Genomic DNA, 13,228 nt, shown 5'->3' with positions numbered 1-13,228 from the left:
AGGGGTGTTATCTAGCGTGATTTCCACTAAAATAGCCGTCTAGATGTAGATACTTCTACAGAATCAAATTGTTTACAGACGAGATTTTCCATTATGGCAAAGCACTTGTTTACCTCTGAGTCGGTCTCAGAAGGTCATCCAGATAAAATCGCCGATCAAATTTCTGATGCGGTACTCGACGCGATCTTAGAGCAAGATCCTAAGGCGCGCGTGGCATGTGAAACTTACGTTAAAACCGGCATGGTATTGGTAGGCGGTGAAGTGACCACCTCGGCTTGGGTTGATATCGAAGAGATCACCCGTAAGACCGTGCGTGAAATTGGCTATACCCACTCAGATATGGGCTTTGATGCCGATTCTTGTGCCGTACTTAATGCCATCGGTAAACAGTCGCCCGATATCAATCAAGGTGTTGATCGCGCCGATCCTAAAGAGCAAGGCGCTGGCGACCAAGGATTAATGTTTGGTTACGCCAACAACGAAACCGACGTATTGATGCCAGCCCCGATCACTTACTCGCATAAGTTGGTTAAGCGTCAATCGGAAGTGCGTAAAGACAATACCCTACCTTGGTTACGTCCAGATGCGAAAAGTCAGGTCACTTTTGCCTATAACAGCGATGGCAGCATTGCTGGTATCGATGCGGTAGTCCTGTCTACTCAACACTGTGACAGCGTAAGCCAGCCAGATCTGATTGAAGGCGTGATGGAAACCATCATTAAGCCTGTGCTGCCCGCTAAGTGGTTAACCAAAGATACTAAGTACTTCATCAACCCAACAGGCCGTTTTGTGATTGGTGGTCCTGTCGGCGATTGTGGTCTAACGGGTCGTAAAATTATCGTCGATACTTACGGCGGAATGGCGCGTCACGGTGGTGGGGCTTTCTCTGGTAAGGATCCATCGAAAGTTGACCGCAGTGCAGCATACGCGGCGCGTTATGTGGCCAAGAACATCGTTGCCGCTGGCCTTGCCGATCGCTGTGAGATCCAAGTGTCTTACGCTATCGGTGTCGCTGAGCCTACCTCTATCAGTGTTGAAACTTTCGGTACCGGTAAAGTGTCTGAAGAGGTGTTGATTAAGCTGGTTCGTCAGCATTTCGACCTGCGCCCATACGGCCTAACCGAAATGTTAGATTTGGCTCGCCCAATCTATCAAGCCACTGCGGCTTACGGTCACTTTGGTCGTAACGAGTTCCCTTGGGAGCGCACCGATAAAGCCGACGCCCTTCGCGCCGACGCTAAGCTATAATCGCAGCAAGCTTATAAAAAAACCGCCAATATGGCGGTTTTTTTGTGGCTGTTTTTGGTAGCAGTCTTTGTGACTGAATCTTGTCACAGCCTGCGCACATTAATCGATGATAACCGATGGTTTATCTGGCTTAGCATAGCTCAGCCGCCCCAACCGCTCGGTCGTATGATAGCAATCGAGACCCGATACGCAGACGGTATTTAAGCTTTCAATGTCAATACTGCCGTCGGGCTTAAGCGCCACATCATCGAGCCAAATATCGGTAATTCGGCCTATCACTAACAGAGTTTGGTTTAGTTCGATAGTTTGATAACTTTCTAACTTCACGGCATATTTTAATCGACTCTCGGTCACAAAGGGCGCCACCACTTGTGGTTGATGCATTGGGGTCAGCCCCACCGCGCTAAATTCACACTGACCACTGTCGTAGCGCGCCGAAGTTTGATGTGCCTGCTGCCAAATATCGCTATTCACCTGATTAATGGTGTAACTGCCGGTGGCAATAATATTGGCTAAGGTGTCTCGCTGCACTGTGTCTGGACGACTAATAAACCCCACCAGCGCGGGATCGGCGCCTAAATGAAATACTGAACTAATGATGGCCAAATTAGTGCGCCCCAAAGTGTCTTGGGTACCTATCAGGTTAGCACTTTTAAACCCCGACAAACTATTGATTAACTGCGCGCGATAACGGCGTTCTAATTGGCTTAATGAGTCATGACTAATATGCATTACAGAATATCTTCCTTGGCTATTTAGATTGGTGGTTTAGCTTGATGAACGACAAAAATGGGGGGCAATACAACCCTATGCAATGACAGACTCACCATGATATCGCCTTGCCATCCCAATCGATAAAATAGGCGTGCGACGATGGCGCAAGCCCAGTGCTAACCTTAAGCAGACGCTGGCTGACAAATTCGGTGGTAAAGAGTTTCTCTTTAGCGACATTGTGTTGAAATGGTTTGGATAGTTCGGTGTCGGTTGTCCCTGGGTGAAACGCCAACAAGGCAACATTTTTAGCCCGTCTGGCATACTCCACCGCCGCCGTTTGCAGCAACATATTCAGCGCGGCTTTTGAGGCGCGGTAGCTATACCAACCGCCTAAACGATTGTCGCTAATACTCGCGATGCGGGCGCTCAGCACAGTCACCACGCAGGGCGTTTGACCTTTCACCAACGGCAATAAATGCTTGAGCCAAAGCATGGGGATAACACTATTAATATGAAACAGAGTTTGCATCGACTCGGCGCTTATCTCCTCTAGACGTTTCTCTGGACTCAGGCCCGCTTGATGCAGCACGCCGTTAAAAATGTACACCCGAGTGACCCGCACCTGACCGCTCATCAGCGTTGCGATTACCCCTGCGATGGCACTATCGCTATTGTCACAGCGGTAATACTCAAGGCTATGATGACCGCTGTGGTGACGGCTTGGGGAGTGAATCGCCTCGCCACGGCCATGATGCTTAGGGTCGACATCATGCCCAAGGCGGCGACTGATAGCGATAACCGGACATTCATGGCGCAACTCGGTTATTAGCGTCTTGGCAATACCACTGCTGGCACCGATCACTAATGCACAGTCTTTGATTAATTCGCTCTGTGTCATTAACGAATTGCCATGCACTTGATCCGCGCCGCTCATGATATGCCGCAGCGGCCACTGTCGCAGCGTTTTTTACCAGTCAGCAGATAAGACACCTTATGTCTGTGCTTGGCAAACTTAAGGTAGAGAAAATCGGCCACAGGCCTAACCATTGGCCAATGTAACGGTGCCACATAATGCTTTTTTCCCACCAGCGACCAGGCCAGATAAGTGACATCCAGTCCTTGCAATATTTCGCCCTTGTCGGTTTCACCCTGTAATATCTGATTGGCATATTGGGCGTCGATGTGTGGATATTGCTCGGCAAAATTAACGTCGGCTAAATCGGCAAGTTCAATTAACCCCGCCTTATCGCAGCGACTCAGTTTAGCCATTTCGGCGGCGCACAGCGGACATTGGCTATCATAAAAAATACGCAGTTTCATCTACTCCCCCCACCACAATAATAATTAAATGGCACGTCAGTGCGACCCCGGTTAATCGCGCCCTTAGCGCCATATAGTCATCGGCAATCACCTTCTGCTCACATTGACGCTTATCTTTTAGGTACATCACCACATAGCCGTACATTAAGATCAGCAAGGAGACATATAACTGGTTAATGATGATCGCCAGCCAAGCCAACACGCTAATCACATTACTGGTGAGCAGCTGTTTATCATCGCTGATACCGTTGGCTTGATGAGTCTGTCGCCCCCATAAGCTGCCCGCCAAAAAAGAGAGGATGACCGCACTGTAACTGACAAACAGCATAAAGGGATCTAGGGTCAGCAACGGCATCCCCATCAAGATAAAGACGGTGGCGATAATAAAAGGCAATAACCCCGCGTAGCCCAACATAGAATAGGTGGTAGACATACAGACGCCCTGCTGACAGTAAATAGAGATATTACGTGTCTGGTAGGCGCAGCGATCACCGCCGCCCCGTTATTAATAGCAACTTAAAAGGGGGGCCTTAACATCGCCGCTTCGCTAGGGGGATTTTCTGGGAAGGTAGCAGAGCGTTCATGCACTCGCTTAACAATGGTCAAAGTGGCTGTATTGCATACACATAAAAGAGACCTGTTGCAGCGTTAAGGTGGGCGCTGGTACCGTTTTGGCTAAAGCCAGTTGCTCGGCACTTGGCGTTTCGGCGGCGGTAATGACTGCGCTGTAATCGTTACTCCAACCACAATCAAACCAATACTGCTGATAACACACCAAATAACGCTCTCGAGCCTGAGCGATCTCCCACCTAAAAGGCACTAGCCAACAGTCACACCGCTTACCTTGCTCGGCGAGCAGGGCGCGAATGAGCTTCACATTATCATAGGCGCTCAGTCGCAACTCGGCGTAGGGTTGCAATAAGCCTTGCACAAAAGGGGGCAGCGATACGGGTGCCATGGTCACTTCCTCGAACGATAGATCATGCAACTAGGGGGCGCTATCCTAGCATATGGCTTACTTAGCATCACTTAGGTTATGTTTGGGTGGCACAGGCAAGCAAGTAATAGTCTCGGCCATCAAAACCAAAAAAGTCGACCACTTGCATCGCCGCCTTATGGGTGTGGGCATTAAATGAGTGTTCATTATCTTCGGCAATAAAGGTCAACATGAAGGGATAGTGCGAGCACACCTCTTGCTTTAACTGCAAAACCATAGCGCTAAACAGCCCCTGACCTCGATGGTTGGGATGGATCCAAATGGGGCCATACTGGCAACAATTGTGCAGACTCAAGCGGGTATTGCCCACACAGTGCTCACCTAAGCGGCTTAATAAACGACGATAAATAGGCCACGATTCAAAAAACGACCATTTACCAGCAATCACATAACCGATGAGCTCCCCTTGCTGCTCGGCAACCACTATCCAATGTTGCTCGATTAATACCCTAATGTCGGCGGCCGAAAAGGCTTGCCCCGTCATGACGCCACCACGCTGGCTGGGATCCAATTCGGCTTCTATTTGCTCACGTTCTAATAAGGCAATCGCTGCAGCGTCGGCCAGTTGAGCCCGTCTTACTAACATGGTTTTCTCGTTAACTTATCGACTAAAAAGTACCCTCGGCACCCTAGGCGGAGGATTTGCTAAATACCGCTTCCACGACCACACTTAGACGACTATTACCTTAATGGTTCAGTTGCCTCATGCTGCCAGAAAATATCGATACCGGCGCCAGTATACTTGAAAATTACAACGCACAGATAAACTTAGTCCGCTGGATGCATCAGTGCGAGTTAATGAAGCGTTACTACCAAGCGGAAGTCGCCTTTGTAGTGCAGCAAACCGACCTTGGGTTCGAGGTCATAGTCAGCTCGATTAATGACACTCCAAAATACCTTGCAGGTACGGTTTACTCCGCTGATTTAGGGCTATTTAATCGCTTATCTAACAGCCAACCAGAAGGCATTAATCTTGACTTTAGTCGCCAAAACATCCCACTTCCTGACGATTTAGCCTCGGCGCGCAATATGTTATCTCGGCCCCTACATTGGCCTGACGGCACGGTATTTGGTTGCCTATGTGTCCTTAATACTCAAGGCGATGAGATCCCCAGCATCAAGTCATTTATGCTAGAGCCCTTCCAAGTATTATTACAGCAAGATTTGGCCTTGCTGTGCCAAAGCCAAAGGCTCGAATCCTTATCGATGCGTGACCGCGAAACCGGCATGCTCAATCATTATGGCTTTATAATGATGGCCCCCAGACAATTGAATTTGGGCCGCCGCTTCGGCGTCCACGCCGGAATATTACTATTCGAGTTATCGCCAACCCCCATGTTAAACGTCATCGAAGGCAAACATATACGACTGCTTGGCAACATTATTCAAGACACTATTCGTATCGCCGATATTGCCGCTCACTATAATCAGACGCAATTTGTGGTATTGGTGTTTGTCGACTCTGAGCGCGATCTCAACCACATTGTCATGCGAGTCAAAAAAAGCCTTAAACAGCAAAGTGGGTTATTACGACTCGATTCGGGCAGCGCCTTTTTTACCCCCGAGTCCTCCGCAAAGCTCGCGCCGATGATCGAGCTGGCGAAGAGCCAATTGCGCGCTGAACAAACGGTAAAAGCAAATGTTTTTAGCCTAAAATAACACCGAGCACCAAGTGCTAGCATTACTCTTGTTTTTCTTGCTTTTGCCCCCATTGAATAAACAGCACTACCGGAAATGGCGACATCAATACTAGACCTAGGCCTATCAGGCTTGACACCAGTAATATGCCGTCTATCTGCTGGGCCAGAGAGGTTAAGCCATAAATCGTCAACCCGCTCAGCAACATTAACACGCCAACCCAATGGGCGACTTTAAGTGCTAGCATCATATTTATATTCCTTATGTCACTGGAGGGTAATTTAATTTGGCTATAGTCAAGTAAAATCTGTATAAATAAAAAATCATCTTAAAAACTGTTAATCACCCTTTTTTAATCTGGTTAACGTTGTCAGAATAGTCAGTTCAATTTTTATGGATTCTATCATGTCAAAGAAGCTTTTATTTATTGCCAGTGCCTTACTTGGCCTATCCGCTTGTCAAACAAGTACATCCGTCGACGCTCCCGCTATTGCTATTGAGGGGACGTGGCATATCGAAGCGGCTCAAGGACAAAGCGTGATCGACTATAGTCCGGCCCAGTTGATCTTTGCCGCCGATGGCACCTTGAGTGGTAACAACAGCTGTAATCAGTTTTTTGGCCAATATAAACTTGAAGGTACGCAGCTAACGCTATCGCCAGCAGGTAGCACCATGAAAGCGTGTATCGAAGCCCTGATGAGCCAAGAGCAGCGCGTGATGCAAGCAATGAGCAAAATCACTACCGCCGAATCAGCAAACGGCAAACTGGTCCTTAAAGATGCCGAAGGTGAAGCACAACTGGTGCTAAGCAAGCAATAAGCGTGAGCGCCCCCTTTTGCGTCATCAAGGCCCATAAAAAAACCGCCATCTCGGCGGTTTTTTATGCAGCAGTTGTTGATGCATGAGTGCTAGCTTAAGCGACTGTGCACCTCAAGAATCACAGCCCCTAGCTGGCTTTTTCCAGTGCCGCCTGCTCAACCTTATCGGCCATGATCTGACTTTGCTCGGCATCGGCATTGTAATGTTCAATATCCAGCTCATTTTCAGACTTAGCGATAACGGTTGTGGCCACTAAATCACCCGAGACATTGACAACCGTACGCGCCATATCCAACACACGGTCGATACCAGCAATGATCGCAACGCCCTCTAGTGGTAAGCCGACAGTGGTTAATACTAAGGTCAGCATCACTAGTCCCGCACCAGGTACACCTGCGGTGCCGATTGAGGCTAACGTCGCGGTTAAAATAATGGTGATGTAATCCACCCACGTTAAATCAATGCCAAAAGCCTGAGCCACAAACAGCGCTGTCACCCCTTGGTATAAGGCGGTGCCATCCATATTAATGGTGGTACCCAATGGCAGCACAAAACTGGAGATCTTCTTATTAATGCCAAGAGATTCGCTGGCGCACTTCATACTGGCAGGTAAGGTGCCCGCCGAGCTTGATGTGGTATAGGCAACGGCCAAGGCGCTGCGAATGCCTTTAAAGAACTGCAATGGATTAAGCTTAGCCACCGTGGTCAGCACTATGCTGTAAAAACCGATAATATGCAGCGCGCAGCCTAAGTAAACAGCCACAATCACCTTAATAAGCGGCATCAGCATATCGACGCCGTATTGGCCAGCAACCCACGCCATTAAGCCAAACACCCCATAGGGTGCCAGTTTCATGATCATATCGGTAAGCTTGTACATGGCCTCAGCCAATGACTCAAACACCTTAATCGCAGGCTTTCCATGGTCACCAATCAGCACCAAGGCGATACCCAGCGCCACCGCAAACACGATCACCTGTAAAATTTGGCCACTGGCTAACGCCGCAACGGGATTAGTTGGCACAATATTGATCAAGGTTTGCATCACCGATGGCACCTCTTTCGCCACCGCGACGCCCGCATCGGGCGTCATATTTAAGCCCGCTCCCGGTTGTAAAAGGTAACCTACCGCCAGCCCGACTGTGATCGCAATCGATGTGGTGCCGAGATAAAAGGCAAACGACTTAAAGCCAATTCGGCCCATCTTGGCGGTGTCTTGCATTGAGGTGACGCCGACAATTAACGAACAGAAGACTAACGGCACGATAAGCATTTTAATGGTGTTAACAAACAGAGTGCCTATGGGCTTTAACACCACAGCCTGTTCACCTAAACCGATACCGACCGAGATCCCAAGTAGCATACCGATAAGAATTTGCAGCCACAAAGGCACAGACATCCAGCCAGACCAGGCTCGGCCTAGCCAAGATGAGGTTTTTTGAGACATGTTATTAACCTTGAGTGTAGAGAGATTAAGCCTGAGACTATGCTAACGCAATACGCCGAAGCGGTTAGCCATCAAAGCACAATTAGGCCGGCGATATTAGCACATAATACTTTGGTTGTACCCCCACTCACATCACAGCCAGCTAAGCATCGAATTGCGCGCGCGGCGGCTGTTGGTCAAAGTGTAATTGATGCAACGCGGCGGGCGGTTGCTCGCGCTCAATCAAGTGGCTCCAATAGGCATCGTCAAAGCCATAAAAAAACTGCCCTTGCCGACCTTGAGACTTTAATATCAGTTGCCACCATATTATGCCCCACAAGCCAAAGCTTAACAGGGTTAGCATAAAGTGCAGCCGATGATGGATAATGTTACTTTGATAAGATTGATTGGTTAATAATCTGATTTTATGATGTTTTATGGCTAGCTGCCCCGCCGGCTTAACGCCATAGTAATGACCACTATTGGGTTTACGTTGCTGCATGTCTTCACCTATAACAATAGAGTAAAACGTCATTATTAAAGTTTAGCAGAATTAGACTTTAGTCGTAGGCGCGTTCGAGGATATTGCACTCAATTTCACTAGCAAAGCATGCTAAAGTAGCGCCCTTATTAACAGGAGAGAAGCATGCAAATTAGACAAGGCCAATTATCAGATCTGAATGCCTTAGTGCAGTTTAATCAGGCGATGGCCCATGAAACCGAGGGCTTAAGCCTCGATGAACAGGTATTGTCAGAGGGCGTAAAAACCCTACTCAAGCAACCAGAAAAAGGCTTTTATCTGGTGGCAGAAGTGGAGGGCGAGATTGTCGGGTCGCTGATGGTCACTTTTGAGTGGAGCGATTGGCGCGCCAAAGATTATTACTGGATCCAGAGCGTCTATATTCGCCCGCAAAATCGACGCCAAGGGATCTACGCCAAACTCTATCAGGCGGTGAAAGATCTTGCCGCGCAAAATGGCGGCGCTGCGAGCTTTAGGTTGTATGTCGAGCAGGAAAATACTCAGGCGCAGCTAACCTATCAAGCCTTGGGGATGGAGCAAAGCTACTACTTGATGTACGAAGAGAAATAGTCTCGCTGCACCAACAAAAACGCCCCAGTCAACTTATCGTCTCAGGGGCGTTTGTTCTTCTGCGTTAGTCATTATCTAACGGCTAGAAATTAATGATTAGGCACAAATACTGGTGACCTTAATCGCCAATCCACCTTGGCTGGTTTCACGGTATTTAACATGCATATCTTTGCCAGTTTCGTACATGGTGGCAATCACCTTATCTAAGCTGACTCTAGGTTCGCTGTTACGGCGCATCGCCATGCGAGTCGCGTTAATCGCCTTAACTGCAGCAATCGCATTACGCTCGATACAAGGTACCTGCACTTGGCCTGCAACCGGATCACAAGTTAAACCTAAGTTGTGCTCCATACCAATCTCGGCAGCAATACACACCTGAGAAGGATTAGCGCCCATCAACTCGGCAAGCCCAGCGGCCGCCATCGAGCAAGCAACCCCCACTTCACCCTGACAACCAACTTCGGCACCCGAAATCGAGGCGTTACGCTTGTACAAGCCACCAACGGCTCCGGCAGCAAGATAAAAGCGGCTATACTCTTTCTCGCCCACCGGCTGAATAAACTTATCGTAATAGGCCAGCACCGCCGGAATGATCCCCGCCGCACCATTGGTGGGCGATGTCACTACGCGGCCACCAGCGGCATTTTCTTCGCTCACCGCTAAGGCAAACATGTTGATCCAATCAACAATCACCATAGGATCCGATGATAAACGCTCGTTAGTCACTAACTGGCGAAACAGCGCCGGCGCACGACGTGGCACGCGCAGTGGCCCTGCCAACACCCCTTCGTTCTGACAACCGCGCTCAATGCCCTCTTTCATGGTGCGCCAAATCGCGCCAAATCCGTCGAGTATGCTCCGCTCACTGCGCAGCACCTTCTCGTTGGCCATCATAATGGCACTGATGCTCATGCCGGTCTCATCGCACAATTTCAGCAGGTCGCTGGCATACGCAAAAGGATAAGGCACGACAATCTCATTGGCCGCGGCTAAACCAAAATGGGCTTCATCGACAATAAAGCCGCCGCCAATCGAATAATAGGTTTGGCTGTAGGTGCAGGTGTCACCTATCCAAGCACTGAGCGTCATGCCGTTTTCATGCAGGGGTAAGGCGTGTTGATGAAACACCACCGCGTCCTTGGGAAAGTCGACTCGGTGGCCTTCGGCCCCCAGTGGCAATGCTGATGTCAGCTCCACTTGGCGAATAAACTCAGGCATTAAATCAATATCGACCGTTTCAGGTAAGTTACCTGCCAGCCCCATGATGATGGCACTATCAGTATGGTGTCCCTTACCCGTTAACGATAAGGAACCGTAAATATCTACGGTCACTCGTGTGAGCTGAGTCAGCTCGCCTCGTTGACGCAAGTCGTCAATAAACCCTTTGGCGGCCTTCATCGGCCCGACAGTGTGTGAGCTCGAGGGACCCACACCTATCTTAAAAATATCAAATGCGCTAACCATAATAGACCTTACACTTATGAGGCCGACCAGCCATAACTGAGCTGGCGGCCTTCAATCAGTAGCTTAAGACAGCATGCCAAAGAGAATGGCTGTCATTGCCAACAAGCCCGCAATGATCACAAACACATTGCTAATGCGGCCACGATAGGCTTTCAAGCTTGGCACCTTGTATACGGCGTACATAGGCATTAGGTATAAGATAGCCGCAATAATTGGCCCGCCTAACGCTTCAATCATGCCAAGAATACTTGGGTTGATAATCGCCACGCCCCAGATGGTGAGGAACATAAATGCCAAGATAAACTTATCAATCTTACTGTCACTGACTTTTTTATCTGCGCTACGAAGCTGTTGAGTGATGATGCCGCGCATCCCCTCTGTCGCTCCCATATAGTGACCAAAGAATGAAGAAACAATCGCGATAACCGCAATGATAGGACCAAAGTAGCTGACAAAACCGCTCGCATGCACGTTGGCCAAGTACGATAGGATAGGTAAGTTTTGCGCTTTGGCTTCGCCAAGTTGCGCAGGGCTGAGTGATAGCACACAAGAGAACACAAACAACATCACAAATCCCACCAACATCATGCTGGTGTTACGCAAGATCACGTCGGCTTTTTTCGCCGCGTTCTGACCATGCTCGCGCTTAAGCGATACTGAGAACTGTGAAATAGCAGGTGAATGGTTAAAGGCAAACACTAATACCGGAATGGTTAACCACACAGTGCCTAAGAAGTCAGCGGTAGCTGGCACTTGCATCAAGGCATCGGTTTTCCAGCTTGGGATGAGGTACAAAGACATGAAGGCCAAGATGCCCACTAATGGATACACCAATAGCTGGGTCACTTTAAGCATAAATTTCTCGCCAGACACCATCACCGCCATCATGGCTAAGATCAACACACCTGACAAAATAAAGCGTGGTGGCGATGCCATGCCTAACTGATTGACGATAAAGCTGTCGACAGTATTGGTGATACCAACGCCATAAATCAGTACGATAGGATAAATCGCAAAGAAGTACAGCACAGTGATCGCTTTACCTGCGCCGGCCCCAAAATACTCCTCAACCACATGAGTAATGTCGCTGCCCTGCTTTTGTGACGAACATACAAAGCGTGACAAACCGCGATGGGCTAAATAGGTCATAGGACCGATGATCAACGCCATCATCACGAGAGGCCAAAAACCGCCCATACCGGCATTAATCGGTAAGAACAAAATACCAGCACCAACCGCAGTGCCAAACAGGCTTAACATCCAAGTTGTATCGGTACGGGTCCACTTCGACGGAGCCGGGGTTAACACTTGAGAAACTGTCGCTTCATTTTGCATAAATGTGACCTTTATTGATGCTCAAGGCATCTTATGTTTTGCTACGACTGACTAGGATTTTCCTAGCAGTACGACTAAATTCGGTCACAGAATATAGGATAAAGTGCACTAAAAATTGATCTGACACGGTATTTTGTAATGAAATTTCATAATCAGCTAATATTGTGATCGGTGTTCAATTAAAGCTGTAGTAATTTTTCATATTGGTAATACAGGATTAACTTATATACACCTAGCGTTAACAGTTGCGCTACCGCAAAGCCAGCCTGGCTGGGCAACACGGTAATTGCGTAAAAGCTAAATAACGATATTTGTCACGCCACAAGAAAAAGCGAGACACGCACCAGCAAAAGCAACGCCAACCCCAACCAAGATCACATTGTATTGACCGTGCAACTTAGGTCGCCACTCTGCCGAAAATGTTACAATCGTGACAAAATCTAGCCAGGCTCATGCACTATGGTCGCGGCTATGGCAAAATAGTGGCTAAAACACAGTTAATTCGAGATGAGTTCATGCCCCCGCTTGTGACAGAGAGTCCTATTCGTATTACCGTCGGTTCGACGAATCCAGTAAAAATTACCGCGGCGCACAATGCCATCGCCTTGCTCTTTCCGCAGGCGCAGATCATCAGCCAAGGTATCCACGCCCCTTCTGGCGTGGCTGCGCAGCCCATGACAGATAGCGAGACTCGCGCAGGCGCTATCAACCGAGCGCGCTACTGTGAGCAACAAGCAGAGCTACAACCCCACTTAAGCGCCGAACTCTACATCGCCATGGAAGGCGGTGTTGACTGTTTCGAGCATGGCGCTGCCACTTATGCTTACATGGCCATTATCCATCAAGGCAAACTGTCTGTCGGTCGTAGCGCCCAACTGCCCCTCCCCACTGCCGTGTATCAAGCTTTAGTCGACGGCGAAGAGTTAGGTGATGTCATGGATAGGCTGTTTAACACAGTCAACATTAAGCAAAAAGGCGGTGCCATAGGCCTACTGACGGATGGTAAAGCCAGTCGCGAAAGCGTTTACACCCAAGCGATTGTGTTGGCAATGGCCCCCATTTTAAATCCACAGGTTTATGTTTAAGGCTCAAACTTAGCCGCCCCATGGTCATGGCGGCTATATATTAGCAAAGGCTTGCATTTAAAAAATAAGCCGTCTAAATTAGGTATCCATTG

The 13,228-nt window shown here is 48.7% G+C and carries 16 protein-coding genes; 5 read left to right on the top strand and 11 right to left on the bottom strand.

The genetic code is table 11. The features are described from left to right. Window positions 1–93 precede the first annotated feature (93 nt). Window positions 94–1,248, top strand: a complete 1,155-nt coding sequence (metK, locus tag AC5YB1_RS05255; protein WP_475514758.1) for a methionine adenosyltransferase — start codon at window positions 94–96, stop codon at window positions 1,246–1,248. Between the two features lie 99 nt (window positions 1,249–1,347). On the opposite strand, the gene AC5YB1_RS05250 is transcribed toward metK, so the two are convergent. From AC5YB1_RS05250 to AC5YB1_RS05225, 6 genes are all read right to left on the bottom strand, one after another. Continuing rightward, window positions 1,348–1,980 (bottom strand): flavin reductase family protein, encoded by a 633-nt coding sequence (locus AC5YB1_RS05250; RefSeq protein WP_494520998.1) that lies wholly within the window; start codon window positions 1,978–1,980, stop codon window positions 1,348–1,350. A 91-nt stretch (window positions 1,981–2,071) separates the two neighbouring features. Continuing rightward, complete coding sequence (locus AC5YB1_RS05245) at window positions 2,072–2,860, bottom strand: SDR family NAD(P)-dependent oxidoreductase (protein WP_494520997.1); 789 nt, start codon at window positions 2,858–2,860, stop codon at window positions 2,072–2,074. A gap of 32 nt (window positions 2,861–2,892) precedes the next feature. After that, window positions 2,893–3,282 (bottom strand): thiol-disulfide oxidoreductase DCC family protein, encoded by a 390-nt coding sequence (locus AC5YB1_RS05240; RefSeq protein ID WP_475514761.1) that lies wholly within the window; start codon window positions 3,280–3,282, stop codon window positions 2,893–2,895. Continuing rightward, the gene (locus tag AC5YB1_RS05235) at window positions 3,260–3,715 is read right to left on the bottom strand and encodes a DUF3429 domain-containing protein (RefSeq protein ID WP_494520996.1); all 456 of its coding nucleotides are present in this window, start codon (window positions 3,713–3,715) and stop codon (window positions 3,260–3,262) included. The genes AC5YB1_RS05240 and AC5YB1_RS05235 overlap by 23 nt, the downstream gene beginning before the upstream one ends. Before the next feature lie 159 nt (window positions 3,716–3,874). After that, window positions 3,875–4,240, bottom strand: a complete 366-nt coding sequence (locus AC5YB1_RS05230) for a hypothetical protein (protein ID WP_494520995.1) — start codon at window positions 4,238–4,240, stop codon at window positions 3,875–3,877. Window positions 4,241–4,316: 76 nt separating this feature from the next. Further along, on the bottom strand, window positions 4,317–4,865 hold the full coding sequence (locus AC5YB1_RS05225; protein ID WP_494520994.1) for a GNAT family N-acetyltransferase: 549 nt from the start codon (window positions 4,863–4,865) through the stop codon (window positions 4,317–4,319). Between the two features lie 119 nt (window positions 4,866–4,984). On the opposite strand from AC5YB1_RS05225, the gene AC5YB1_RS05220 reads away from it, so the two are divergent. Next, window positions 4,985–5,938: a GGDEF domain-containing protein gene (locus AC5YB1_RS05220; protein WP_494520993.1), complete on the top strand. Its 954-nt coding sequence runs from the start codon at window positions 4,985–4,987 to the stop codon at window positions 5,936–5,938. A gap of 22 nt (window positions 5,939–5,960) precedes the next feature. Here the strand turns inward: AC5YB1_RS05220 and AC5YB1_RS05215 are convergent, their stop codons facing one another. Then, window positions 5,961–6,167 carry a hypothetical protein gene (locus AC5YB1_RS05215; RefSeq protein WP_494520992.1) on the bottom strand — a complete coding sequence of 69 codons (207 nt, stop codon included), beginning with the start codon at window positions 6,165–6,167 and terminating at the stop codon, window positions 5,961–5,963. A gap of 155 nt (window positions 6,168–6,322) precedes the next feature. On the opposite strand from AC5YB1_RS05215, the gene AC5YB1_RS05210 reads away from it, so the two are divergent. Beyond that, entirely contained in the window at window positions 6,323–6,736 is a 414-nt protein-coding gene (locus tag AC5YB1_RS05210; protein ID WP_494520991.1) for an META domain-containing protein, read from the top strand. 127 nt (window positions 6,737–6,863) lie between these two features. Here the strand turns inward: AC5YB1_RS05210 and AC5YB1_RS05205 are convergent, their stop codons facing one another. Both AC5YB1_RS05205 and AC5YB1_RS05200 read right to left on the bottom strand, forming a co-directional pair. Next, a complete protein-coding gene (locus AC5YB1_RS05205; RefSeq protein WP_494520990.1) occupies window positions 6,864–8,183 on the bottom strand; it encodes a dicarboxylate/amino acid:cation symporter in 1,320 nt (439 codons plus the stop codon). Between the two features lie 142 nt (window positions 8,184–8,325). Continuing rightward, window positions 8,326–8,664 (bottom strand): hypothetical protein, encoded by a 339-nt coding sequence (locus AC5YB1_RS05200; protein WP_494520989.1) that lies wholly within the window; start codon window positions 8,662–8,664, stop codon window positions 8,326–8,328. Window positions 8,665–8,808: 144 nt separating this feature from the next. On the opposite strand from AC5YB1_RS05200, the gene AC5YB1_RS05195 reads away from it, so the two are divergent. Continuing rightward, window positions 8,809–9,252, top strand: coding sequence for a GNAT family N-acetyltransferase (locus AC5YB1_RS05195; RefSeq protein WP_494520988.1), 444 nt, complete (start codon window positions 8,809–8,811; stop codon window positions 9,250–9,252). Between the two features lie 96 nt (window positions 9,253–9,348). Here AC5YB1_RS05195 and AC5YB1_RS05190 read toward each other — a convergent pair whose 3' ends face one another. Together AC5YB1_RS05190 and AC5YB1_RS05185 are read right to left on the bottom strand one after the other, a co-directional pair. Next, entirely contained in the window at window positions 9,349–10,716 is a 1,368-nt protein-coding gene (locus AC5YB1_RS05190) for an L-serine ammonia-lyase (protein WP_494520987.1), read from the bottom strand. Between the two features lie 63 nt (window positions 10,717–10,779). Further along, window positions 10,780–12,051 (bottom strand): serine/threonine transporter, encoded by a 1,272-nt coding sequence (locus AC5YB1_RS05185; protein ID WP_494520986.1) that lies wholly within the window; start codon window positions 12,049–12,051, stop codon window positions 10,780–10,782. Window positions 12,052–12,566: 515 nt separating this feature from the next. On the opposite strand from AC5YB1_RS05185, the gene yjjX reads away from it, so the two are divergent. Continuing rightward, entirely contained in the window at window positions 12,567–13,136 is a 570-nt protein-coding gene (gene yjjX, locus AC5YB1_RS05180) for an inosine/xanthosine triphosphatase (RefSeq protein WP_494521584.1), read from the top strand. The last annotated feature ends 92 nt before the right edge of the window (window positions 13,137–13,228 follow it).

Source organism: Shewanella sp. 433 (assembly GCF_059338565.1).
The sequence above is the reverse complement of the archived record's forward strand: the minus strand, read 5'-3'. Positions and strand labels throughout refer to the sequence as shown.

Coding starts and splice junctions, on each gene's coding strand:
- metK (WP_475514758.1), top strand. CDS start 94: ATGGCAAAGCACTTGTTTACCTCTGAGTCGGTCTCAGAAGGTCATCCA.
- AC5YB1_RS05250 (WP_494520998.1), bottom strand. CDS start 1,980: ATGCATATTAGTCATGACTCATTAAGCCAATTAGAACGCCGTTATCGC.
- AC5YB1_RS05245 (WP_494520997.1), bottom strand. CDS start 2,860: ATGACACAGAGCGAATTAATCAAAGACTGTGCATTAGTGATCGGTGCC.
- AC5YB1_RS05240 (WP_475514761.1), bottom strand. CDS start 3,282: ATGAAACTGCGTATTTTTTATGATAGCCAATGTCCGCTGTGCGCCGCC.
- AC5YB1_RS05235 (WP_494520996.1), bottom strand. CDS start 3,715: ATGTCTACCACCTATTCTATGTTGGGCTACGCGGGGTTATTGCCTTTT.
- AC5YB1_RS05230 (WP_494520995.1), bottom strand. CDS start 4,240: ATGGCACCCGTATCGCTGCCCCCTTTTGTGCAAGGCTTATTGCAACCC.
- AC5YB1_RS05225 (WP_494520994.1), bottom strand. CDS start 4,865: ATGTTAGTAAGACGGGCTCAACTGGCCGACGCTGCAGCGATTGCCTTA.
- AC5YB1_RS05220 (WP_494520993.1), top strand. CDS start 4,985: ATGCTGCCAGAAAATATCGATACCGGCGCCAGTATACTTGAAAATTAC.
- AC5YB1_RS05215 (WP_494520992.1), bottom strand. CDS start 6,167: ATGATGCTAGCACTTAAAGTCGCCCATTGGGTTGGCGTGTTAATGTTG.
- AC5YB1_RS05210 (WP_494520991.1), top strand. CDS start 6,323: ATGTCAAAGAAGCTTTTATTTATTGCCAGTGCCTTACTTGGCCTATCC.
- AC5YB1_RS05205 (WP_494520990.1), bottom strand. CDS start 8,183: ATGTCTCAAAAAACCTCATCTTGGCTAGGCCGAGCCTGGTCTGGCTGG.
- AC5YB1_RS05200 (WP_494520989.1), bottom strand. CDS start 8,664: ATGCAGCAACGTAAACCCAATAGTGGTCATTACTATGGCGTTAAGCCG.
- AC5YB1_RS05195 (WP_494520988.1), top strand. CDS start 8,809: ATGCAAATTAGACAAGGCCAATTATCAGATCTGAATGCCTTAGTGCAG.
- AC5YB1_RS05190 (WP_494520987.1), bottom strand. CDS start 10,716: ATGGTTAGCGCATTTGATATTTTTAAGATAGGTGTGGGTCCCTCGAGC.
- AC5YB1_RS05185 (WP_494520986.1), bottom strand. CDS start 12,051: ATGCAAAATGAAGCGACAGTTTCTCAAGTGTTAACCCCGGCTCCGTCG.
- yjjX (WP_494521584.1), top strand. CDS start 12,567: ATGCCCCCGCTTGTGACAGAGAGTCCTATTCGTATTACCGTCGGTTCG.